14 protein-coding genes and 3 tRNA genes are annotated in these 15,908 nt (G+C 55.4%); 6 read left to right on the plus strand and 11 right to left on the minus strand.

The window, feature by feature from the left end:
• Nucleotides 1-35 precede the first annotated feature (35 nt).
• Nucleotides 36-112: transfer RNA gene (locus ACVWVP_RS14395), tRNA-Asp, on the plus strand.
• 105 nt (nucleotides 113-217) lie between these two features.
• Nucleotides 218-294 (plus strand) — tRNA-Asp (locus tag ACVWVP_RS14400).
• A 185-nt stretch (nucleotides 295-479) separates the two neighbouring features.
• On the opposite strand, the gene ACVWVP_RS14405 is transcribed toward ACVWVP_RS14400, so the two are convergent.
• Nucleotides 480-1,763 carry an NAD(P)/FAD-dependent oxidoreductase gene (locus ACVWVP_RS14405; protein WP_457406674.1) on the minus strand — a complete coding sequence of 428 codons (1,284 nt, stop codon included), beginning with the start codon at nucleotides 1,761-1,763 and terminating at the stop codon, nucleotides 480-482.
• Nucleotides 1,764-1,947: 184 nt separating this feature from the next.
• Here ACVWVP_RS14405 and ACVWVP_RS14410 point away from each other — a divergent pair.
• A tRNA-Val gene (locus tag ACVWVP_RS14410) sits at nucleotides 1,948-2,024 on the plus strand.
• A 480-nt stretch (nucleotides 2,025-2,504) separates the two neighbouring features.
• Here ACVWVP_RS14410 and ACVWVP_RS14415 read toward each other — a convergent pair.
• The 6 genes from ACVWVP_RS14415 to ACVWVP_RS14440 form a co-directional block, all read right to left on the minus strand.
• The gene (locus tag ACVWVP_RS14415; protein ID WP_457406677.1) at nucleotides 2,505-3,092 is read right to left on the minus strand and encodes a hypothetical protein; all 588 of its coding nucleotides are present in this window, start codon (nucleotides 3,090-3,092) and stop codon (nucleotides 2,505-2,507) included.
• A gap of 507 nt (nucleotides 3,093-3,599) precedes the next feature.
• The gene (locus ACVWVP_RS14420) at nucleotides 3,600-3,956 is read right to left on the minus strand and encodes a hypothetical protein (protein WP_457406680.1); all 357 of its coding nucleotides are present in this window, start codon (nucleotides 3,954-3,956) and stop codon (nucleotides 3,600-3,602) included.
• Nucleotides 3,957-4,565: 609 nt separating this feature from the next.
• Nucleotides 4,566-6,029 carry a DEAD/DEAH box helicase family protein gene (locus ACVWVP_RS14425; RefSeq protein WP_457406682.1) on the minus strand — a complete coding sequence of 488 codons (1,464 nt, stop codon included), beginning with the start codon at nucleotides 6,027-6,029 and terminating at the stop codon, nucleotides 4,566-4,568.
• A complete protein-coding gene (locus tag ACVWVP_RS14430; RefSeq protein WP_457406684.1) occupies nucleotides 6,016-6,306 on the minus strand; it encodes a hypothetical protein in 291 nt (96 codons plus the stop codon). Before ACVWVP_RS14430 ends, ACVWVP_RS14425 begins: the two co-directional genes overlap by 14 nt.
• A gap of 2 nt (nucleotides 6,307-6,308) precedes the next feature.
• Nucleotides 6,309-6,716: a hypothetical protein gene (locus ACVWVP_RS14435; protein WP_457406687.1), complete on the minus strand. Its 408-nt coding sequence runs from the start codon at nucleotides 6,714-6,716 to the stop codon at nucleotides 6,309-6,311.
• Between the two features lie 655 nt (nucleotides 6,717-7,371).
• On the minus strand, nucleotides 7,372-8,328 hold the full coding sequence (locus tag ACVWVP_RS14440) for a tyrosine-type recombinase/integrase (RefSeq protein WP_457406690.1): 957 nt from the start codon (nucleotides 8,326-8,328) through the stop codon (nucleotides 7,372-7,374).
• Between the two features lie 591 nt (nucleotides 8,329-8,919).
• Between ACVWVP_RS14440 and ACVWVP_RS14445 the strand changes: the two genes are divergently transcribed.
• Together ACVWVP_RS14445 and ACVWVP_RS14450 are read left to right on the plus strand one after the other, a co-directional pair.
• Nucleotides 8,920-9,549 (plus strand): YajG family lipoprotein, encoded by a 630-nt coding sequence (locus tag ACVWVP_RS14445; protein WP_178924434.1) that lies wholly within the window; start codon nucleotides 8,920-8,922, stop codon nucleotides 9,547-9,549.
• A gap of 81 nt (nucleotides 9,550-9,630) precedes the next feature.
• Nucleotides 9,631-10,263, plus strand: coding sequence for a DUF3969 family protein (locus tag ACVWVP_RS14450; RefSeq protein ID WP_457406693.1), 633 nt, complete (start codon nucleotides 9,631-9,633; stop codon nucleotides 10,261-10,263).
• Nucleotides 10,264-10,272: 9 nt separating this feature from the next.
• On the opposite strand, the gene ACVWVP_RS14455 is transcribed toward ACVWVP_RS14450, so the two are convergent.
• From ACVWVP_RS14455 to ACVWVP_RS14465, 3 genes are read right to left on the minus strand one after another with little or no spacing between them, the layout of a single operon-like run.
• A complete protein-coding gene (locus ACVWVP_RS14455; protein WP_457406695.1) occupies nucleotides 10,273-11,304 on the minus strand; it encodes an SIS domain-containing protein in 1,032 nt (343 codons plus the stop codon).
• A 2-nt stretch (nucleotides 11,305-11,306) separates the two neighbouring features.
• Nucleotides 11,307-12,317, minus strand: coding sequence for an ROK family protein (locus ACVWVP_RS14460; protein WP_457406697.1), 1,011 nt, complete (start codon nucleotides 12,315-12,317; stop codon nucleotides 11,307-11,309).
• Nucleotides 12,318-12,325: 8 nt separating this feature from the next.
• Nucleotides 12,326-13,729, minus strand: coding sequence for an APC family permease (locus ACVWVP_RS14465; RefSeq protein WP_457406699.1), 1,404 nt, complete (start codon nucleotides 13,727-13,729; stop codon nucleotides 12,326-12,328).
• A 209-nt stretch (nucleotides 13,730-13,938) separates the two neighbouring features.
• On the opposite strand from ACVWVP_RS14465, the gene ACVWVP_RS14470 reads away from it, so the two are divergent.
• Entirely contained in the window at nucleotides 13,939-15,141 is a 1,203-nt protein-coding gene (locus tag ACVWVP_RS14470; RefSeq protein ID WP_259173606.1) for an ROK family transcriptional regulator, read from the plus strand.
• 57 nt (nucleotides 15,142-15,198) lie between these two features.
• Here ACVWVP_RS14470 and ACVWVP_RS14475 read toward each other — a convergent pair whose 3' ends face one another.
• Nucleotides 15,199-15,744, minus strand: coding sequence for a DUF4410 domain-containing protein (locus tag ACVWVP_RS14475; RefSeq protein WP_178924422.1), 546 nt, complete (start codon nucleotides 15,742-15,744; stop codon nucleotides 15,199-15,201).
• Nucleotides 15,745-15,908: the final 164 nt, after the last annotated feature.

Genomic DNA, 15,908 nt, shown 5'->3' on the forward strand with positions numbered 1-15,908 from the left:
AGGGTAAGACGCAACGTTAAAGGTTGCACCGACGCGCAGCGGTAGTTCAGTCGGTTAGAATACCGGCCTGTCACGCCGGGGGTCGCGGGTTCGAGTCCCGTCCGCTGCGCCATATTTTCCAGGTTCGATACGTCGGGCTTGAGATTGAACAGCCAAGGCTGGTCGATCAGATGTTTAAAGACGGTTGAGGGGTTTCGCTCAATCAGTCAAGCGATACGCAGCGGTAGTTCAGTCGGTTAGAATACCGGCCTGTCACGCCGGGGGTCGCGGGTTCGAGTCCCGTCCGCTGCGCCATATCTGCCTCGAGGCCCACTGAACGCCTTGAAGCACAAAGAAAGCCACTGGCTACTTTGATCCGATAGCAAAGACCCTGGTCGAAAGACCGGGGTTTTTTGTTTCTGCGATTTGATAAATACGATCTGTAGGAGCCCGCTCGCGGGCGATGGCATCCGTGAAATCGCCATCGCCCGCAAGCTGAGTCAGAATCCCAATTTGTCGCGTAGGCCGTAATACCAGGCACCCATGGCGGCAAACGGTGTGCGCAACAGCTGGCCGCCCGGGAACGGGTAGTGCGGCAGGTCGGCAAACGCATCAAAACGCTCTGCCTGGCCTCTGAGCGCCTCGGCCAGCACCTTGCCTGCCAAGTGCGTGTACGTCACGCCATGGCCGCTGCAGCCCTGCGAATAGTAGATGTTGTCGCCCAGGCGACCCACTTGCGGCAGGCGCGACAGGGTCAGCAGGAAATTGCCGGTCCAGGCATAGTCGATCTTCACGTCCTTGAGCTGCGGGAACGCTTTGAGCATCTTCGGACGAATGATCGCTTCGATGTTGGCCGGGTCACGCGCGCCATACACCACACCGCCGCCGAAGACCAGGCGCTTGTCGCGGGTGAGGCGGTAGTAGTCGAGCAGGTAGTTGCAGTCCTCGACGCAGTAATCCTGGGGCAGCAACGTTTTTGCCAGCTCGTCACCCAGTGGGGCGGTGGTGATGACTTGCGTGCCGCAGGGCATGGACTTGGCCGCCAGCTCCGGCACCAGGTTGCCCAGGTAGGCGTTGCCGGCCACGATGATGAACTTGGCCCTGACCTTGCCTTCTGCGGTGTGCACCACCGGGTTGGCGCCGCGCTCGATGCGCACTGCTGCCGATTGCTCGTAGATGGTGCCGCCCAGGGATTCAACGGCCGCCGCTTCGCCGAGTGCCAGGTTGAGCGGGTGGATGTGGCCGCCGCTCATGTCCAGCAGGCCGCCGACATAGTTGTCGCACGCCACCACTTCGCGGATACGGCGTTCGTCCAGCAGTTCCAGCTGCGTATGCCCGTAGCGTTCCCACAGGCGCTTCTGTGACTCCAGGTGGCCCATGTGCTTGCTGTTGAGGGCGGCGAACACGCCGCCGTCCTTCAAGTCGCACTGGATCTGATACTTGGCGACCCGCTCGCGAATGATCTTGCCGCCTTCAAACGCCATCTGCCCCAGCAGTTGCGCCTGCTTCGGGCCCACGCTGCGCTCGATCACGTCGATATCGCGGCTGTAGCTGTTGACGATCTGCCCGCCATTGCGGCCCGACGCGCCAAACCCCACCTTGGCGGCTTCCAGTACCGTGACGCGAAAACCGTTCTCCAGCAGGAACAGCGCACTGGAGAGGCCGGTATAGCCAGCGCCAATGATGCACACATCGGTTTCGACTTCCCCTTGCAGCATTGGGCGAGGCGGGACCGCATTGGCGGACGCGGCGTAATACGACTGGGGGTAGGGGGTGTTCGCCATCCTGGAACCTCTGTTTTATATTTTTTACGAGTGCCCAGATCCTACCTGAGTTGAAAATTGCCTGCCAGCCACCCGAAAACCACGGGTGTACCCCACGCAAATAAAAAATTCGCATATTCATAGGGTTAGCTGCAAAAAAGATGTTGACACCCCTTCGGAATTCCGTAGAATGCCGCCTCACAGCAGGCACGTAGCTCAGTTGGTTAGAGCACCACCTTGACATGGTGGGGGTCGTTGGTTCGAGTCCAATCGCGCCTACCAAACAAAATCCGCTCTGCTGGGCGGTGTGAAGGGGAATCCGAAAGGGTTCCCCTTTTTCTTTGCCTAAGAAAACGTTCACAAATTATAGGCTTCGTTCACACAAGGCAATGTGAACGTGGATTCATGCCTGCCTCTGTTCACACTCAGATTTGTGAACGACTCTACCTAACCCATTGATATGCATGGCTCGTTCACTATCTTGTCTAGGTGGTGGTACGTTCGCAGGCTCACTCCCTTGCCCGTTGCTCGTACCTCGCAAGGGCAGGCTTCTAACCAACTGAGCTACGTGCCTGCTGTGAGGCGGGTACGCCTGTCGGCCACGCTCAACACCCTACGCTCTGTGGTGAATCCTGAACGCTCTATGTGCTGCTGTAGGGCTGGCGGGGGGCGTCTCTCTAGGGGTGGGGCAGGGGGTGTGGGGTGGGGTGCTTATATATGCAATGGTGGTTTTAAATATCTAGGAAAAATTACATGCTCTGGTCATCTGGTTAATTTGTTGGCGATTTTAAGCGCCGCCTCCATAAGTTGAATCGCTTCTTGGTATTGCTCTGCGTAACCCTCGTTTCTAAGAACCCCCTCGGGTCTTAAGTCTTGTACAACTGCATCTATCAATCCATAAAACGTAACGATATCAGTAGCGATTTTAGGAGGTAGGGCCCCAATTTTTTCAAGGTGGGCTTTGTAAATTTTGTTGTAGTCATCAGGTATTGTGATCAGTGTGGTTTCGGTGTTCTCGGAGAAAAATGTGTTGTTAACGCGACTGAATTCTCGGTCTCTCAGGTTGTCCGTTTCGAGTTCTTTGTGGGTGCTTATAAGGCCTTTCAAGTATCCACGAAGTTCTATTATCCCGACCATATAAGAGATTTCAGCAATTAACGCTGCCTGAACTGCTTGGGTTGCCTTTCTGGCGCGCCACCATCCACCTACAGCCAAGGGTATGTAGGCGAGTAGGGCGCCTGCAATGGTTGACCAAAGGGGCACCCAAGGATTGTTTCCGCCTGCTAGCTCTTTAAGCTCTCTAACAATGCGAACGTAGTGGAGCAATTCTTCCGGTGCTAGCGTATCCATAGTACAAACTCCTGACGATGCGTAGAAGATACTCGACGCCAAGGTAGTATGGAAGTTGGCTGTTGACTTTTCAGGGGTTCAAGGAGATTAATACAAGTGGGAAACGGCCCTGGCAGATGCTGAACCGTACGTCTCAGAGAGCGAGACGCCTCAATGTCAGTAGTGTCATAGCGAACCTTCGATGGTGTAGTGGTGGCGTGAACGCTGAGAGGACAGTGCCGGTGGTTTAAATACCGGTGGGAGTAGCCACGCTCAGACGTGGAACGCTTACCCCTTCTGGCGTGGTTAGAAGGGCAGGTGACTGGTAGCTGAACTATCAGGCATAGAGGGCTTCGCCTCTATGAAGAACGGCCAGTGTGGTAACGCATTGAGCACCCTTGAGGGGCATCTAGGTTAGCCTAGAGTCTGAGCATCACGCTCTATCTGCCCTTGCTATGTCCAATACCACTGTTTTAAATTGAACGCTAGCCTCCAGGGTCAATGCATCCCTCCTGTCTTAATAAATAATTATCCTGGTTTTCTGTCTACAAGCTTCATTCGTCGAATATCTGCGTCGTATTCTTCCTGAATGCGCTTGTCGATAGCAATTTCACGTTCAGCCTCTAATTTACGTGGGCGTCCTACTGGTCTTACGCCACCAGTTACCTTTAGCATCTCCTTAACGGCAGCAATGTTTCCATTGACTAGCTCTTGCTTCAATATCTCAATTGATTTGTCATGCCAATAGATACGGTGTTCCTCTTTCCATCCTTGTTCTTCTGCGTAAGTGTCAAGCGTAATCATGCTGACGCCTAAGCGCTTGGCTAGGACGCAATGTGAGTTTGTCTCAATGTATTCTGTCTTGTCTGTGTCTGTAAGGTTCATGGCTTGTCTCGGTATTTGATTGTTATAATAAGGGTGAGTAAATAACAGATGATGTTAAGTGTTATAGCTATGAAGCTATAGTCATGCATGATCTGAAGTATTACTAGCTGGGTGTATTGTATGAGGAGTAGGGCGCTTAAGAGGTAGGTCACGTTTTAATAGCTGACGCTTCCTCAATTTTATCTAGCCTACATCTTGATAGATAGCCTACCGCTTGAAGGGAAAAACCTTGGTTGTATGAGATGTCATACAACGCTTGGTGGTCCTTACGCTTAGCAATAATTTCTTTGGCTAAACCCCTTCGTATGGTGATGCTATGAATTACGAAGGAGGTGAAGTCAGGTATTCTAATATTATCATTGTCTGACATTGTATTGTCCTGGGTGAGTTTTCTTAACGTCACTGCGTGAAAGAAGCAAGAGCACGCCACGGAGTGGCATACGCATAAAGAAAGATCAAAAGCGATACACTGGTACATGCTCTGCTTTTGATTCTTTTTTAATGCGTGCTCTTTGTCGGCTCTGCCGACGTTGCTCTTGATCTTAAGTGGATGTAGGAGGTGTCCACTTTTCCTTAGAGAGTTCTAAGAGAAAGTGGACAGGACTAGCTTCATTGCTCAGACTTTAACCACTTAGATACTATGCTTTTGCTAGCGCCCATGGTCGCTGCAATGCTTCGCAATGAGAGTCCATCAGATGACAATCCTTTTGCTGTAAGGATATTGCTTTGAGTCTTGCCCTTTGCGTTACTGGTAGGGGCGAGTCTAGTTAGATCCTTTAGAATGTAGTGGCACCCGGTTAGATCGAACGCTAGGTGTCGTCCTGATTCTTCTGTAGGTACGAAGTGCATAGTAGGTCTGTCGTTATTGAAAGTCCTAATGCTGCTTCGTGTAGCTGCTTGAAATATCAGCTCCCTATAACGCTCATTGCGTAGAGCTTGCTTGCCAACTGTGGTGGAGATAGCCATCTTGCAAAGCATCTCAGAGTTATTCTGATCCTCTACAGTGTTTGGATTGCCATGAATCAGGGAGAGCGTATGGTGTACGTTTGAATATCCATTCAATCCCCTAGCGTCAAAAGGTATACGTATTGCGTTAGGGTAATCCTCGAATGGAAACTTACACCATTCATGAACTTGAACAAGGATGGGTTCACCTTGTACGAATTCAATGGCGTCACGTAAAAGCGTGTGCCCGTATACTCTGTCACTCCACTCATCGGCCATGCTGCCGTCAGGGAGGGTAAGTAGCATGGTCTTGCTAACCTTGCTCCCGCCAATCAATGGAAAGATATAGCTTGGAAACTTGTAGCCCCTGTATTCTGGTGTGAAATTGGAGACTTCAAGAGTGTATCCCTTGGTCAAGGCGTGCTGGTAAGCTAACGTACCCGTGACGTTGGCACCTAGGATGTGTGTTTCCTGAGCCGCCTCATAGATCCCGCTTAAGTCAAAGTAATCAATTACCCTGACTTGCCACTTCCATCTGCTGTCTTTCTTATCTACGTATTCTTTGATGAATACATCAGCCTTACCCCTTAGAAGAGCACCAAGGCAGGTGCAGATGGTTGACATGCCCTTGTCGTTTACCACGTCAGAGTAGGTGGCTCTGGCTTCCTTCGTCATTCCTTGCTTGATAGACGCTCTGGTGGATACGCTATCAATCTCAATGAATTTCTCTAGGAAGTTAGTGTAAGCATGGTCGCCAATATCTTTGGTAAGATTGTTGGCGACTGAGGGCACTTCATCAATGACTACAATCCAATCTTGTAGGTAGCAAGGATCAAGGTCTAGCAAGGTCTTATGTGTAATGATAAGAACCTTGGGGTCATCTTCAAGGAGTGAGCATTCTACTGTATCAGTTACGTTCTTGTGGGTGTCGCTATTGATTACGTAAGCATGAGCTATGTCGATTGCATGAATACGCTTCACAACGTCTTTGGTAAGTACCTTGGTAGGAGCAGCGTATACGTATCGCTTGTAGGGGGCGGCATCCAGTTCTTTAATGAATTGTTCTGTCTTACCTGTGCCTGGGGTAGCTTCTGCTACGTAAATAACCTTCGGGTTACTTGGCTTCAATCAGTTTCCCTTCTGTGATTAAGTTATCTATCGTTCTGGTGATATGTCTGGAGTCTGTGAAAGTACCCTCAAGCTCAGCGGGCAGCGAGTTGCTACCATTAACAGACAACACCTGATATGAACCATATTGAGTCATGCCATACTCACTCCCTTTGTAGTCCCTAATGCCTGAGATGAGTTTGTTCTTTTGCTCAATGCTACAGTCGATAGCGCCTAGCGCTGAGCGACGTTGTTCTAGTACTTTAATTTCTGCTGGTGTTAGGTCTACTGCTTTCATAGTTATTCTCCTTGGTTGTACATTGCGCGAATGGCTGCCATCAGTTCCGCTTGCTCTTTCTGGGTCGCGCCAGTGAGTACAGATTTAGTGGTGCCTGTAATATTTCCAAACGCATCACGTTGGACAATGCTTTGCTTGGCCTGCTGAGCGGATGAGTTATATGCTGTATCCAAGTCAGTAAGCTGTCGAACAAGCGGGTCCGCTTTATAGAGCTCGTCTTGTACCTTCTGCTTAGATGCCTTCCATAGTGCCAAGGCATCCTTAGATGAAGTCAACGGGTTGCCTCTAGGTGCAGGTGGTTCCTCTACTAGCTGATAGCCTCGCTCGATAAGGTCTGTTAGAACTGCCATGGAGGTGTTACCTGTCTGGCGTGCGAGTTCGTTGATTTCTGTCATGGTTATTGTGTTCATTGGTCATACTCCAGGGGGATTGTTTTAAATTGATTGCGATATGAAGACCCAAGTCTTACCTTTCGGATGGCTATGAGTTCATGCTTTACTAGATGTTGAATCACTTTGCTGCATGCGCTAGGAGACTTGCCTGTTGCTGAAGAAAACTCTGTGAGAGAGATTTCACACCAGCGTACGCCATCGTTGCTATTATTTCTGATCATCAAGTACATGAGCTTTCGGTCAGTTGTGTTAAGGCTCATGGCTTTACTTTCTATGATTTTTTCGATTTCCATTATTGTCCTCTCTATGGATTCCTCTTCAGCTGTATCGTTTTGGAAAGCTCACTGTCCAGGCAATAAAAAAGACTGCAACCTACTGACTCTGAGTAAGCAGTGTGAGGAAGCAATCTTCATACTGGTATAAGCTATACTGGTTTTTTGGGGTAAAGGTCTACAAGGCGTGGCATAAATATTTTCAGTGCCTATATGTATATACTTAAATCTGAGAGGAACGGAGACAAGGAATCTCAAAAATAATGTCTATCCGTAACTCTCAGTTACACCCATTCCTTTACTCTTTGCCACTGTAAGCCCCTGTGGGGGGCTGCAGAATTACATTGCTATATGGATAGCAGTTGATCGCCTATCGCCGTTCCTGGGCGCTCACAGGTGGATTAATCAATGAGGTGAAGTACATCCTTCGCATTCAAATGTGAGTATCTAGCCACTGACCTAGTATCTCTATGCCCCGATACAATCATTATCTGAGCGTTGTTGAATCCCTTCTTGGCTACATTAGTAATACGCGTATGCCTTAACTGGTGAAGCCTAACGCTACAGTCAAGTCCTGCCTTGTTTCGTGCCAGCCTAACGGCCTGTGACACTGCATGAGGCGTCACAATAAACAGTCTCCCTCTGTGTGCCTTGTTTGCTAGAGCCAGCTTCTGTGCCTCTTTCAATAGCTCTATGGCACGCATGGTCAAGGGCACAGACCTAGTGCCGTTCTTACCATCCACTACATCCGCAATACGCTCATCCAGGTGAAGGCATTGGGTTGTGAGCTTGAGTATTTCAGAGCGTCTCATGGCTGTCTCATAGGCCAGTTCCACGATTAGGGCCATGGTTGGGGAGAGCTTGTTGAGCAACTGTCTAAGCTCGCCAGCACTGATTACCTTGTCGCTCGACTTGTCGGGCTTGGGTAGGGCTATGTCACTTACGGGGTTGTGTATGTCTATGAGCAGGCCACGCTTAGCGAACCTGAAGAAACGAGACATGAACGCTAACTGTATGCGACAGGTAGCAGGCTTGACCGTTTGTAGACGCTTCAGCTTGAAGTCATTGACTAGCTGAGGGGTGATGTCATGGATTGACTGAGGGAAGGCAGCAAAGAGTTGATCAACGATCTTGATTGCATGGTCATAGCTACCCTTGCCCTTGAGCATGGTTTCGCAATAGGTCACGCCAAGCGTGTACAGGGTGTGCGTCTGGTGCGTCTTAGTGACAGCCTCTAACTGGTCTGCCCATGCCTGGGCCAATGCTTGAGTGGGGAATGTTTTGGATTGCGGGGGACTTCCTCTCAACCGAACCTGAGCGTTCCAGTTGCCAGAGGGAAGGGATCGAATGTTAGCCATGATTGACGCCTCATAATGTGAATGGGCGTTCTCTTAGTGCTATAGGCTGCGTGGCCTAGCGCCTAGCATGGTGGCTCTTGACATGGTGGGGGTCGTTGGTTCGAGTCCAATCGCGCCTACCAAACAAAATCCGCTCTGCTGGGCGGTCTAGAAGGGCTCACCGAAAGGTGAGCCCTTTTTTGTTGCCTGAAATTTGGGCGAGCACCTGCCTTGGCCCGAATCGCCAATATCGGTTGCTACAGGAGAGTCAGCAGAAAAGCGTAGCCACCGACAGCAGGCAGATGATTTGTACAACCATCTGGCAGCGTATTTCACCATTCGTTGTCGCCATTCCCATTTGTCCGGCGTACATAGCGGCTACCCTCTTGATCGGCAACAGTGCCGTCGGCGATGCGCGGGAACGCGCAAGGCCTGAATTGAGTATAGGTCTGTAACAGAATTCGTCACTGTTGGGCTGGCACTGTGCCTGCGAGGCGATGGAAACCCTGTATTTTCACATCTGATCAGTAATGCCTAAGTGCCATCATCTATGTACAATTGCCCCCGACCGATACCCGGTCGAGCCAATGATGGCGATAGGGAGTGGTGGTTATGAGCGTTCGGATTGCGTTTGGGGTTGCAGCACTGGTGATGTTGGCAGGTTGTGCCACTAGCCGCTCGGAAGTGGATGTCAATGTTGCACCGCTGAGTGCCACGCAGGCGGCTGCCGCCAGCAATGGCAAGAAGGTGCTGATCAGCACCGTCGATGATCGTGTCTTCCAGATCTCTCCTCGCAGCCCCGATGTCCCCTCCCTGAAAAACGATGAAGTGACGGACAAGTCGATCACCGAGCGCGCCATTGCGCGCAAGCGCAACAGCTATGGCAAAGGCCTGGGCGATGTGCTGCTGCCGTCGGGGCGCACGGTGTCCCAGTTGGTGAATGAGTCGGTCGCCGCTGCCTACAAGCAGGCTGGCTACCAAGTGGTGACCGAGCCGGGCACCGCCGATGCAACGGCCGTGAAGGTGCACATCGTTGAGTTCTGGTCGTGGTTCACCCCGGGGTTCTTCTACGTCGACGTCAGCAACAAGTCTCACCTGCGCATCGAAACACCGGGCGCCACTGAGCTGAATGTGGTCACCCGTAAAAACGAAAGCATGCAGGCAGTCACTGAAAACGACTGGAAGAAGATCACCGAGGCCGGTTTGCAGGAAGTGTCGCGCGAAACCCTCAAGCAGCTCTGACCTTGGATAAAAAAATGGGTCAACCGAAAGGTTGGCCCATTTTTGTATCTGCCACATAACCTGCTGGAGGCCCTTGCTGACATGATTGATCACAACACCGGTGAACGCGTCATCATCACCAGCGGCCCCAGCGGCCCCAGCGGCGCGTTTTTCCGCATTCTGGGTGAGCGCAGGTCCGTGTGGCTGGACAAGGTGCTCAGCGCAGACCTGTGCCTGTGCTACCGAGTTGAACGGCATGAGACGCCTGAAGGCGCCAAATACCTGGAGTACCATTTCGGCCGTGCTGCTGACCCTGAAAAACTGCAGGAGATTGTGGACTCCATGACCTTTGATACCCACTACCTGGCAGGCGGCAACGCCAATGCGCTGGCCCCGTTTTCACTGGTCTCGGAGGTCTTTGGCGCCGAGGAAGTGGTGCGGTTTTTGTCCGCCTTGGCGATTGGCCTGCTGACCTCCGTGCAGCGGGGCGTGATGAGCCTGGAGGAAGCCGAACAACTGCTTTTTACCCCCAGGACCTATGAGCTGTTGATGGACCGAGGGATTTCCCCGGACCTCTGCAACCTGGTGATGGACGCGTGCGAGCTGGAGGATGTGCTCAGCCTGATCCCGTCGAAGTTCGACGAGAACGTGCTTCGCAGCATCGATCAGTTTGTCGCGCTACTGGGCCGCTCCGAGGCGCCCGGGCCCTACGACTGGCACGCAGAGTTCCGCTAACGGCTGGCATCAGCGAGTCTGGGTCACCTTCTTCAAAAACCTCGGCTGATCGGGATTACGCCCGCGCGCCACCGCCAACTGCGCAGCACTCAGATAAAACCCCTGGATCATCGTGAACGGCTCCAGCAATGGATGCGCCGTCGGTACGCTGGGCAACAAGCCTTCGCAGGCGGTACCGCGCGGGGCCACCACCAACACCTGGGCGCCGCGGGCGCGCATTTCTTCGGCAAATGCCAGGCTGCCTGGCTGCTCCGGACCCGAAGGGGCGAAGACCAGCACGGGGTAGCCTTCCTCGATGATCTCCATCGGGCCATGACGCACTTCGGCGCTGGAAAATGCCTCGGCCTGGATGCCGGAGGTTTCCTTCAATTTGAGCGCGGCCTCCTGCGCGATAGGTAAGGCTGCTCCTCGGCCGATCACGATCATCTTGTCGGCGCTCGCCAATAACGTGTGCAGCGCCGACCAGTCTTCGTTAGCCGCCTGGCGCATTTGCTCCGGCAGCGTGTGCAGGGCTTGGCTCAACCCGCTGTCGATGGCCAGCGCGTCGGCCAGGTAGGCCACGGATTGAGCGCCCGCCATCAACATCGCCACATAGCTCTTGGTGGCGGCCACGCTTTGTTCCAGGCCGGCCGGCAACAGCACTTCATGATCGCTCACCGCCGCCAGCGGCGAGGCCGGTGTGTTGACCAGCGCCACCGAGCGCGCACCGCGTTGCTGCAGGTAGTGCACGCTGTCGATCAGGTCCGGGCTCTTGCCGGATTGGGAAAAAGCCGCGACCCACGCGTTTTTCAGGCGCAGTGGCGGCTGTTGCAGGCTGACCAGCGACAACGGAATCGACAGGCTCGGCACGCCCACCTGGCTCATCAGGGCGTAGCTGAAATAGGCGGCTGCATGGTCCGAGCTGCCGCGTGCAACGGTGATCATCAGTTCGGGCAGCGCCTGCGCCCATTGCTGGCTCAGTGCACACACGGCGCTGTCCTCGTCGAGCATGCGCTGCAGGATCGCGGGGATGGACAGGGTTTCACTCAACATGAACGACATGATCAATCTCCAAGGGCGTCGATGGACTCGCCAGCGGCGATCAACTGGTGGGCGAGGGCGTTCAACTCGGCGGCGTCCATGGCCATGCTGAAGGCGCCCCAGAGCGGCGCATCGTGGGTGAAAAACGCGGTGGTGAGCGCGGGTGGGAAGGGCACCACGCGTTGGATCAGTTGCTCGATCATCGGTGCCAGCAGGGAGGCCTGGCGATACAGGCCGCCGCCAATCGCGATGCGCTCCACATCCAGCGCTACCGCCAGGTTGGCGACCTGCACGGCACACGCGGCGATGCGCAGCTCAAGGGCTCTGCGCACGTCGGGGTTGGCGCTGGTAAACAGATCCAGCGGCTGGTGCCCGTGCCCGAGTATTTCGTCAGCCAAGCGGCTTAGCGCATTGCCGGAAAACAGTTCTTCCAGAGGTGCGTTGCCGTTCTGGAACGTTGCCCACTGCTCAGGGTGCGCCGGGTCGATAAAGGGCGAGAGCAAGTAGCCGATTTCCATCGCGGCGCCGTTATGCCCGCGTATCAGCTTGCCATTGGCGATGGCGGCGGCAGAAAGCCCAGTGCCCAGGTTCAGGTAGATCGCGTTGTCGACACCGGCCAATGAGCCCCAGCGGACTTCCGCCAGGGCGCCGGCTTTCACATCGTTGTCCAGGGTGACGCACACGTTGCCGAAGGCCCGGGCGATCAATGCCTGTAAGTCGAGCCCCTCGAAGCCTGGTGTGTTGGGCGCCATCAGCAAGGTGGGGCCGCGAACCACGCCGGGGAACACCGCAGCCACGCTCAGCACTTGGGCGCTGTCGAACTCCGCCACGCAGTCGCGCGCGGCGTCGAGGATGCGCTGCAAAGCCGGCACGCCAGACAAACCGTCGGCGTGGGTGGCGAGGATCCGCGTATTCATGCGCTGGCGAGCGGTGTCGTAGCAGGCCACCTGCGTCTTGGTGCCGCCCACGTCGATCGCCAGCAGCAAGCCTTGCCAGGGCGCCGTAGCGCCCGTTGATTCCATTGTCTGGTGCATTGCATTGATCACTTATTGAAAGGCCACAACCGCTGGACCCGTGCCCAGAACAGGTAGGCCACGCTGCCGGCCAGCACCCACACCAGCGACCACTGGATAGGGTAGGCGCCGGGCGCATTGTGGTTGGACGCCATATAGATATAGACCCAGCCCAGCAACGCAATCAGCGCGGGCACTGGGTAGAGCCACATTTTGTAAGGCCGTGCCAGGTGCGGCTTGGTCTTGCGCAGCACCAGCAACGAGACGATCTGCGCCACCGACTGCACCAGAATCATCACCGCCGTCAGCAGTTGGATCAGCGTGTTCAAGTCAGTCAGCCGGCCGATCATGAAACCCACGGAGGTCAGCAGGCCCATGCTCAAGATGCCCCAGGTGGGGAACTCATGCTTGGGGTGGGTCTTGCTGAAAGCGCTGAAGAATACGTTGTCCTTGGCCGCTTCGAAGGGCACGCGGGAGCCGCCGAGCAAGCCGGCGAACACCGAGGCAACGGCGGTGATCAGGATCAGCACGGTAACAATGCCCGCAGCGGTGCTGCCCCAGGTTTCGCTGAGCACCACGGAGGCGACGGATTTGTACGCGGCCGATTCCGGATCGAGCATGCGGTGCCAGTCCACCACACCCAGCACGCCGACTTGCATCACCAGGTAGATCGTCAGGATGCCGACGATCGACAGGATGATCGACTTGGGAATCACACGGCCCGGCTGCTCGACTTCGCCAGCCAGGTAAGCCGAGGTGTTATAGCCCAGGTAGTCATAGATGCCGATGGTCAGGCCACCCGCCATGCCGAACCAGAAACCGCTGTCGGCCAGGTTAAACGCGCCTTCCGGGAAGGTGAACGCCAGGTCGGCGTGGAAGTTGGACAGCGCGGCGGCGATCAGCGCGCCGATGCTGATTAGCATGATCACCCACAGCACAATGCTCAATTTGGCGATGGATTCGATCTTGCGCCAAAGCATGACGATGATCAGCCAGATGACGGCCAGGCCGATCAGGTTGCCGGCCGTCGGGCTCATGTCGGGCCAGAACCAGGTGAGGTATTGCACGAAGCCGATGATGCCGGTGGACATGATCAGCGGGATAAACAGCATCGCCGTCCACACGAACAGGAATGGCAGCAGCTTGCCGGTGCGTTTGCCAAAGGCTTCGCGAAGGTAGACGTAAGTGCCGCCTGCACCCGGCAGCGACGCACCGAGTTCGGCCCAGACCAGCCCGTCACACAGCGCCAATAGCGCGCCGAGGATCCAGCCCAGGTAGGCCTGGGGGCCACCCATGATCACGATCATGGCCGGGATGGTAATGAAGGGCCCCACGCCGCACATCTGGCTCATGTTCAGGGTGATGGCGGGGAATAGGCCGATTTTGCGTTTGCCGTTGGGCAAATCCGGATCGACGGGTGTCAGCGTGCTCATGGGGACGACCTCTTGTTCGAGTGACAGACGCGTGAGGGCAGATTGCAAAAGGGCCTGCTTGCCATCGAGGGTGCTGTCGACCCGTCATTGTTTTTATGGGGCGTAACCGGCATTCGCAGTGGGTGCGAGAGACCGAGGCGCCTAGAAAACCACAGCAGGAGTATTAATTCAACTTGATTTAATTAATCGCCTGCACGGATTATCGGCCCATGAAAAACCTCCCGAACACACGCACCGTCACCACCGGCACCAACGCCGAACACGCCCGTTTGCATAATCGCCGGGTGATTCTCGAAGCCATTCGCCAGAGCGGACGTCTGACCCGTGCCGACCTCACGCGGCTGACCTCGCTCACCGCGCAGACGATTTCCAACATCGTCACCGAGTTGCAGGAGGAGGGCGTGCTACTGGCCCACGCGGCCGAGAAGGGCGGGCGAGGCCAGCCGCCGGTGCCGCTGTCGTTGAACCCTGAGGGCGGCTATTCCATTGGGTTTCATATCGAGCAGCACCGCATCATCGGGGTATTGCTAAACCTGCTCGGTGAGACGGTGGCTCAAGTCACCCTGACGGTCAGCTATCCCACTTTCGAGCAGGCGTTGCCGCTGATCCTTGAGCACGTCAAAGGCTTTCGGCAGCAAAGGCCTGGGGGCCGCTTTCTCGGTGTGGGCATCGCGTTGCCCGGGCCTTTCAGCGTCGAGGGCATGACGGCCGTGGGGCCGACGGCGATGTCTGGCTGGGACGATCCCGCTATCCCGTTGCGCTTGCAGCAAGAGATCGCCCTGCCGGTGCTGATCGAAAACGACGCCACCGCCGCAACCATGGGCGAGCGCCTGTACGGTATCGCCAGCGACCTGAACAATTTTGTGCACTTGTTTATCGGCAGCGGCCTGGGCGCCGGCCTGTATTTGGGTAACCGTTTGTATTCCGGCCATTGGCACAATGCCGGTGAGATCGGTCACATGACCGTCATTCCGGGTGGCAAGGCGTGTTTCTGCGGCAACCAGGGGTGCCTGGAGCGCTACATTTCCATCGCTGCGTTGCTGGAGCACCTGGGGTATCCAGCCGATCATGACCTCGGCACCTGGGACGCCAACGATCAGGTGCTCAACGCGCGCGTAGAGGGTTGGCTGGATGAGGCGGTGCCGGCGTTGCGCCAGGCGATCAACATTCTTGAGTCGGTGCTCGACCCGCAGACTATCTTGATCAGCGGCTTTCTGCCCGACGCCATTCTGGCGCGCTTGATCACCCGCCTTGAGCCCTTGAGCCGTTCGATCAGCAGCCGTTCGGGCCGCCAGTACCCGCGTATTCAGATGGGCGCGGCGGGGCAGGATGCGGTGGCGTTGGGGGCGGCGGCCTTGATGATCCTGGCCGAGATCAGCCCGGATTATGAGGCGTTGCTCAAGCCGGAGTGAATGAGGAGGGCTCGCTGATGACCTTCAGGCCATCAGCGAGGCTTTCTTGCAGGCGAATTACTTGGCTTTGGCGCTCTTGATGTCGCTGATCAATTGCTTGGCAATGGCCTGCACTTGTTTCTGGGTCATCGCCGAGGCAATCCCTTCCCAGGCGGACGACGAGGTGTCGTAGGTGCGTGAGCCGATGGGCGCACCGGATTTCAGGTCAGAGAAGTCGGCACGCGAGAATACCCAGGCATTGCCCACCAGGGCGCCGGCGACGTAGCGCGAACCCGGTTCGATGTAGCGGAACTTGCTCACATTGATGCTGATGCCTACGCCATCTTCGGCACCGGTGGCCACCGACGGGCTTTCCGTGAGGTTGAAGCCGGCCTGGCGCGCTTCCACCGCAAGCGCGTTGTTCCAATCACGCTTGAGCAGGTTCCAGTCCGGGTTCTGCTCCACCTGGTTTTCGCCTTTGATGCTGACCACGAGGTTCTGCTTGGCCGATTCGGGGATGGCCAGCGCGCCGCTACCGCCGCTTTTTACCTTGGCGGCGCAACCACCCAGCATGGACAGGGCTACAGCACACGAGAGAGCGATCAAGACCTTTGGGGCTTTCATTGAATTTCCATATCCACAGCAGGTTGGGGCGCCGGTGTCGGCGCCGCACCCGAGAATCGGGCGGCGCTACGATGCTCGACCACCCGGTTGTTTGTCCACATCTTGTTACTTCCGGCCCTGCAATCACCCACAAGAATTATTGGTTTGCAGCAACAATTTTTCTT

It is taken from the genome of Pseudomonas sp. TE24901 (assembly GCF_054058375.1).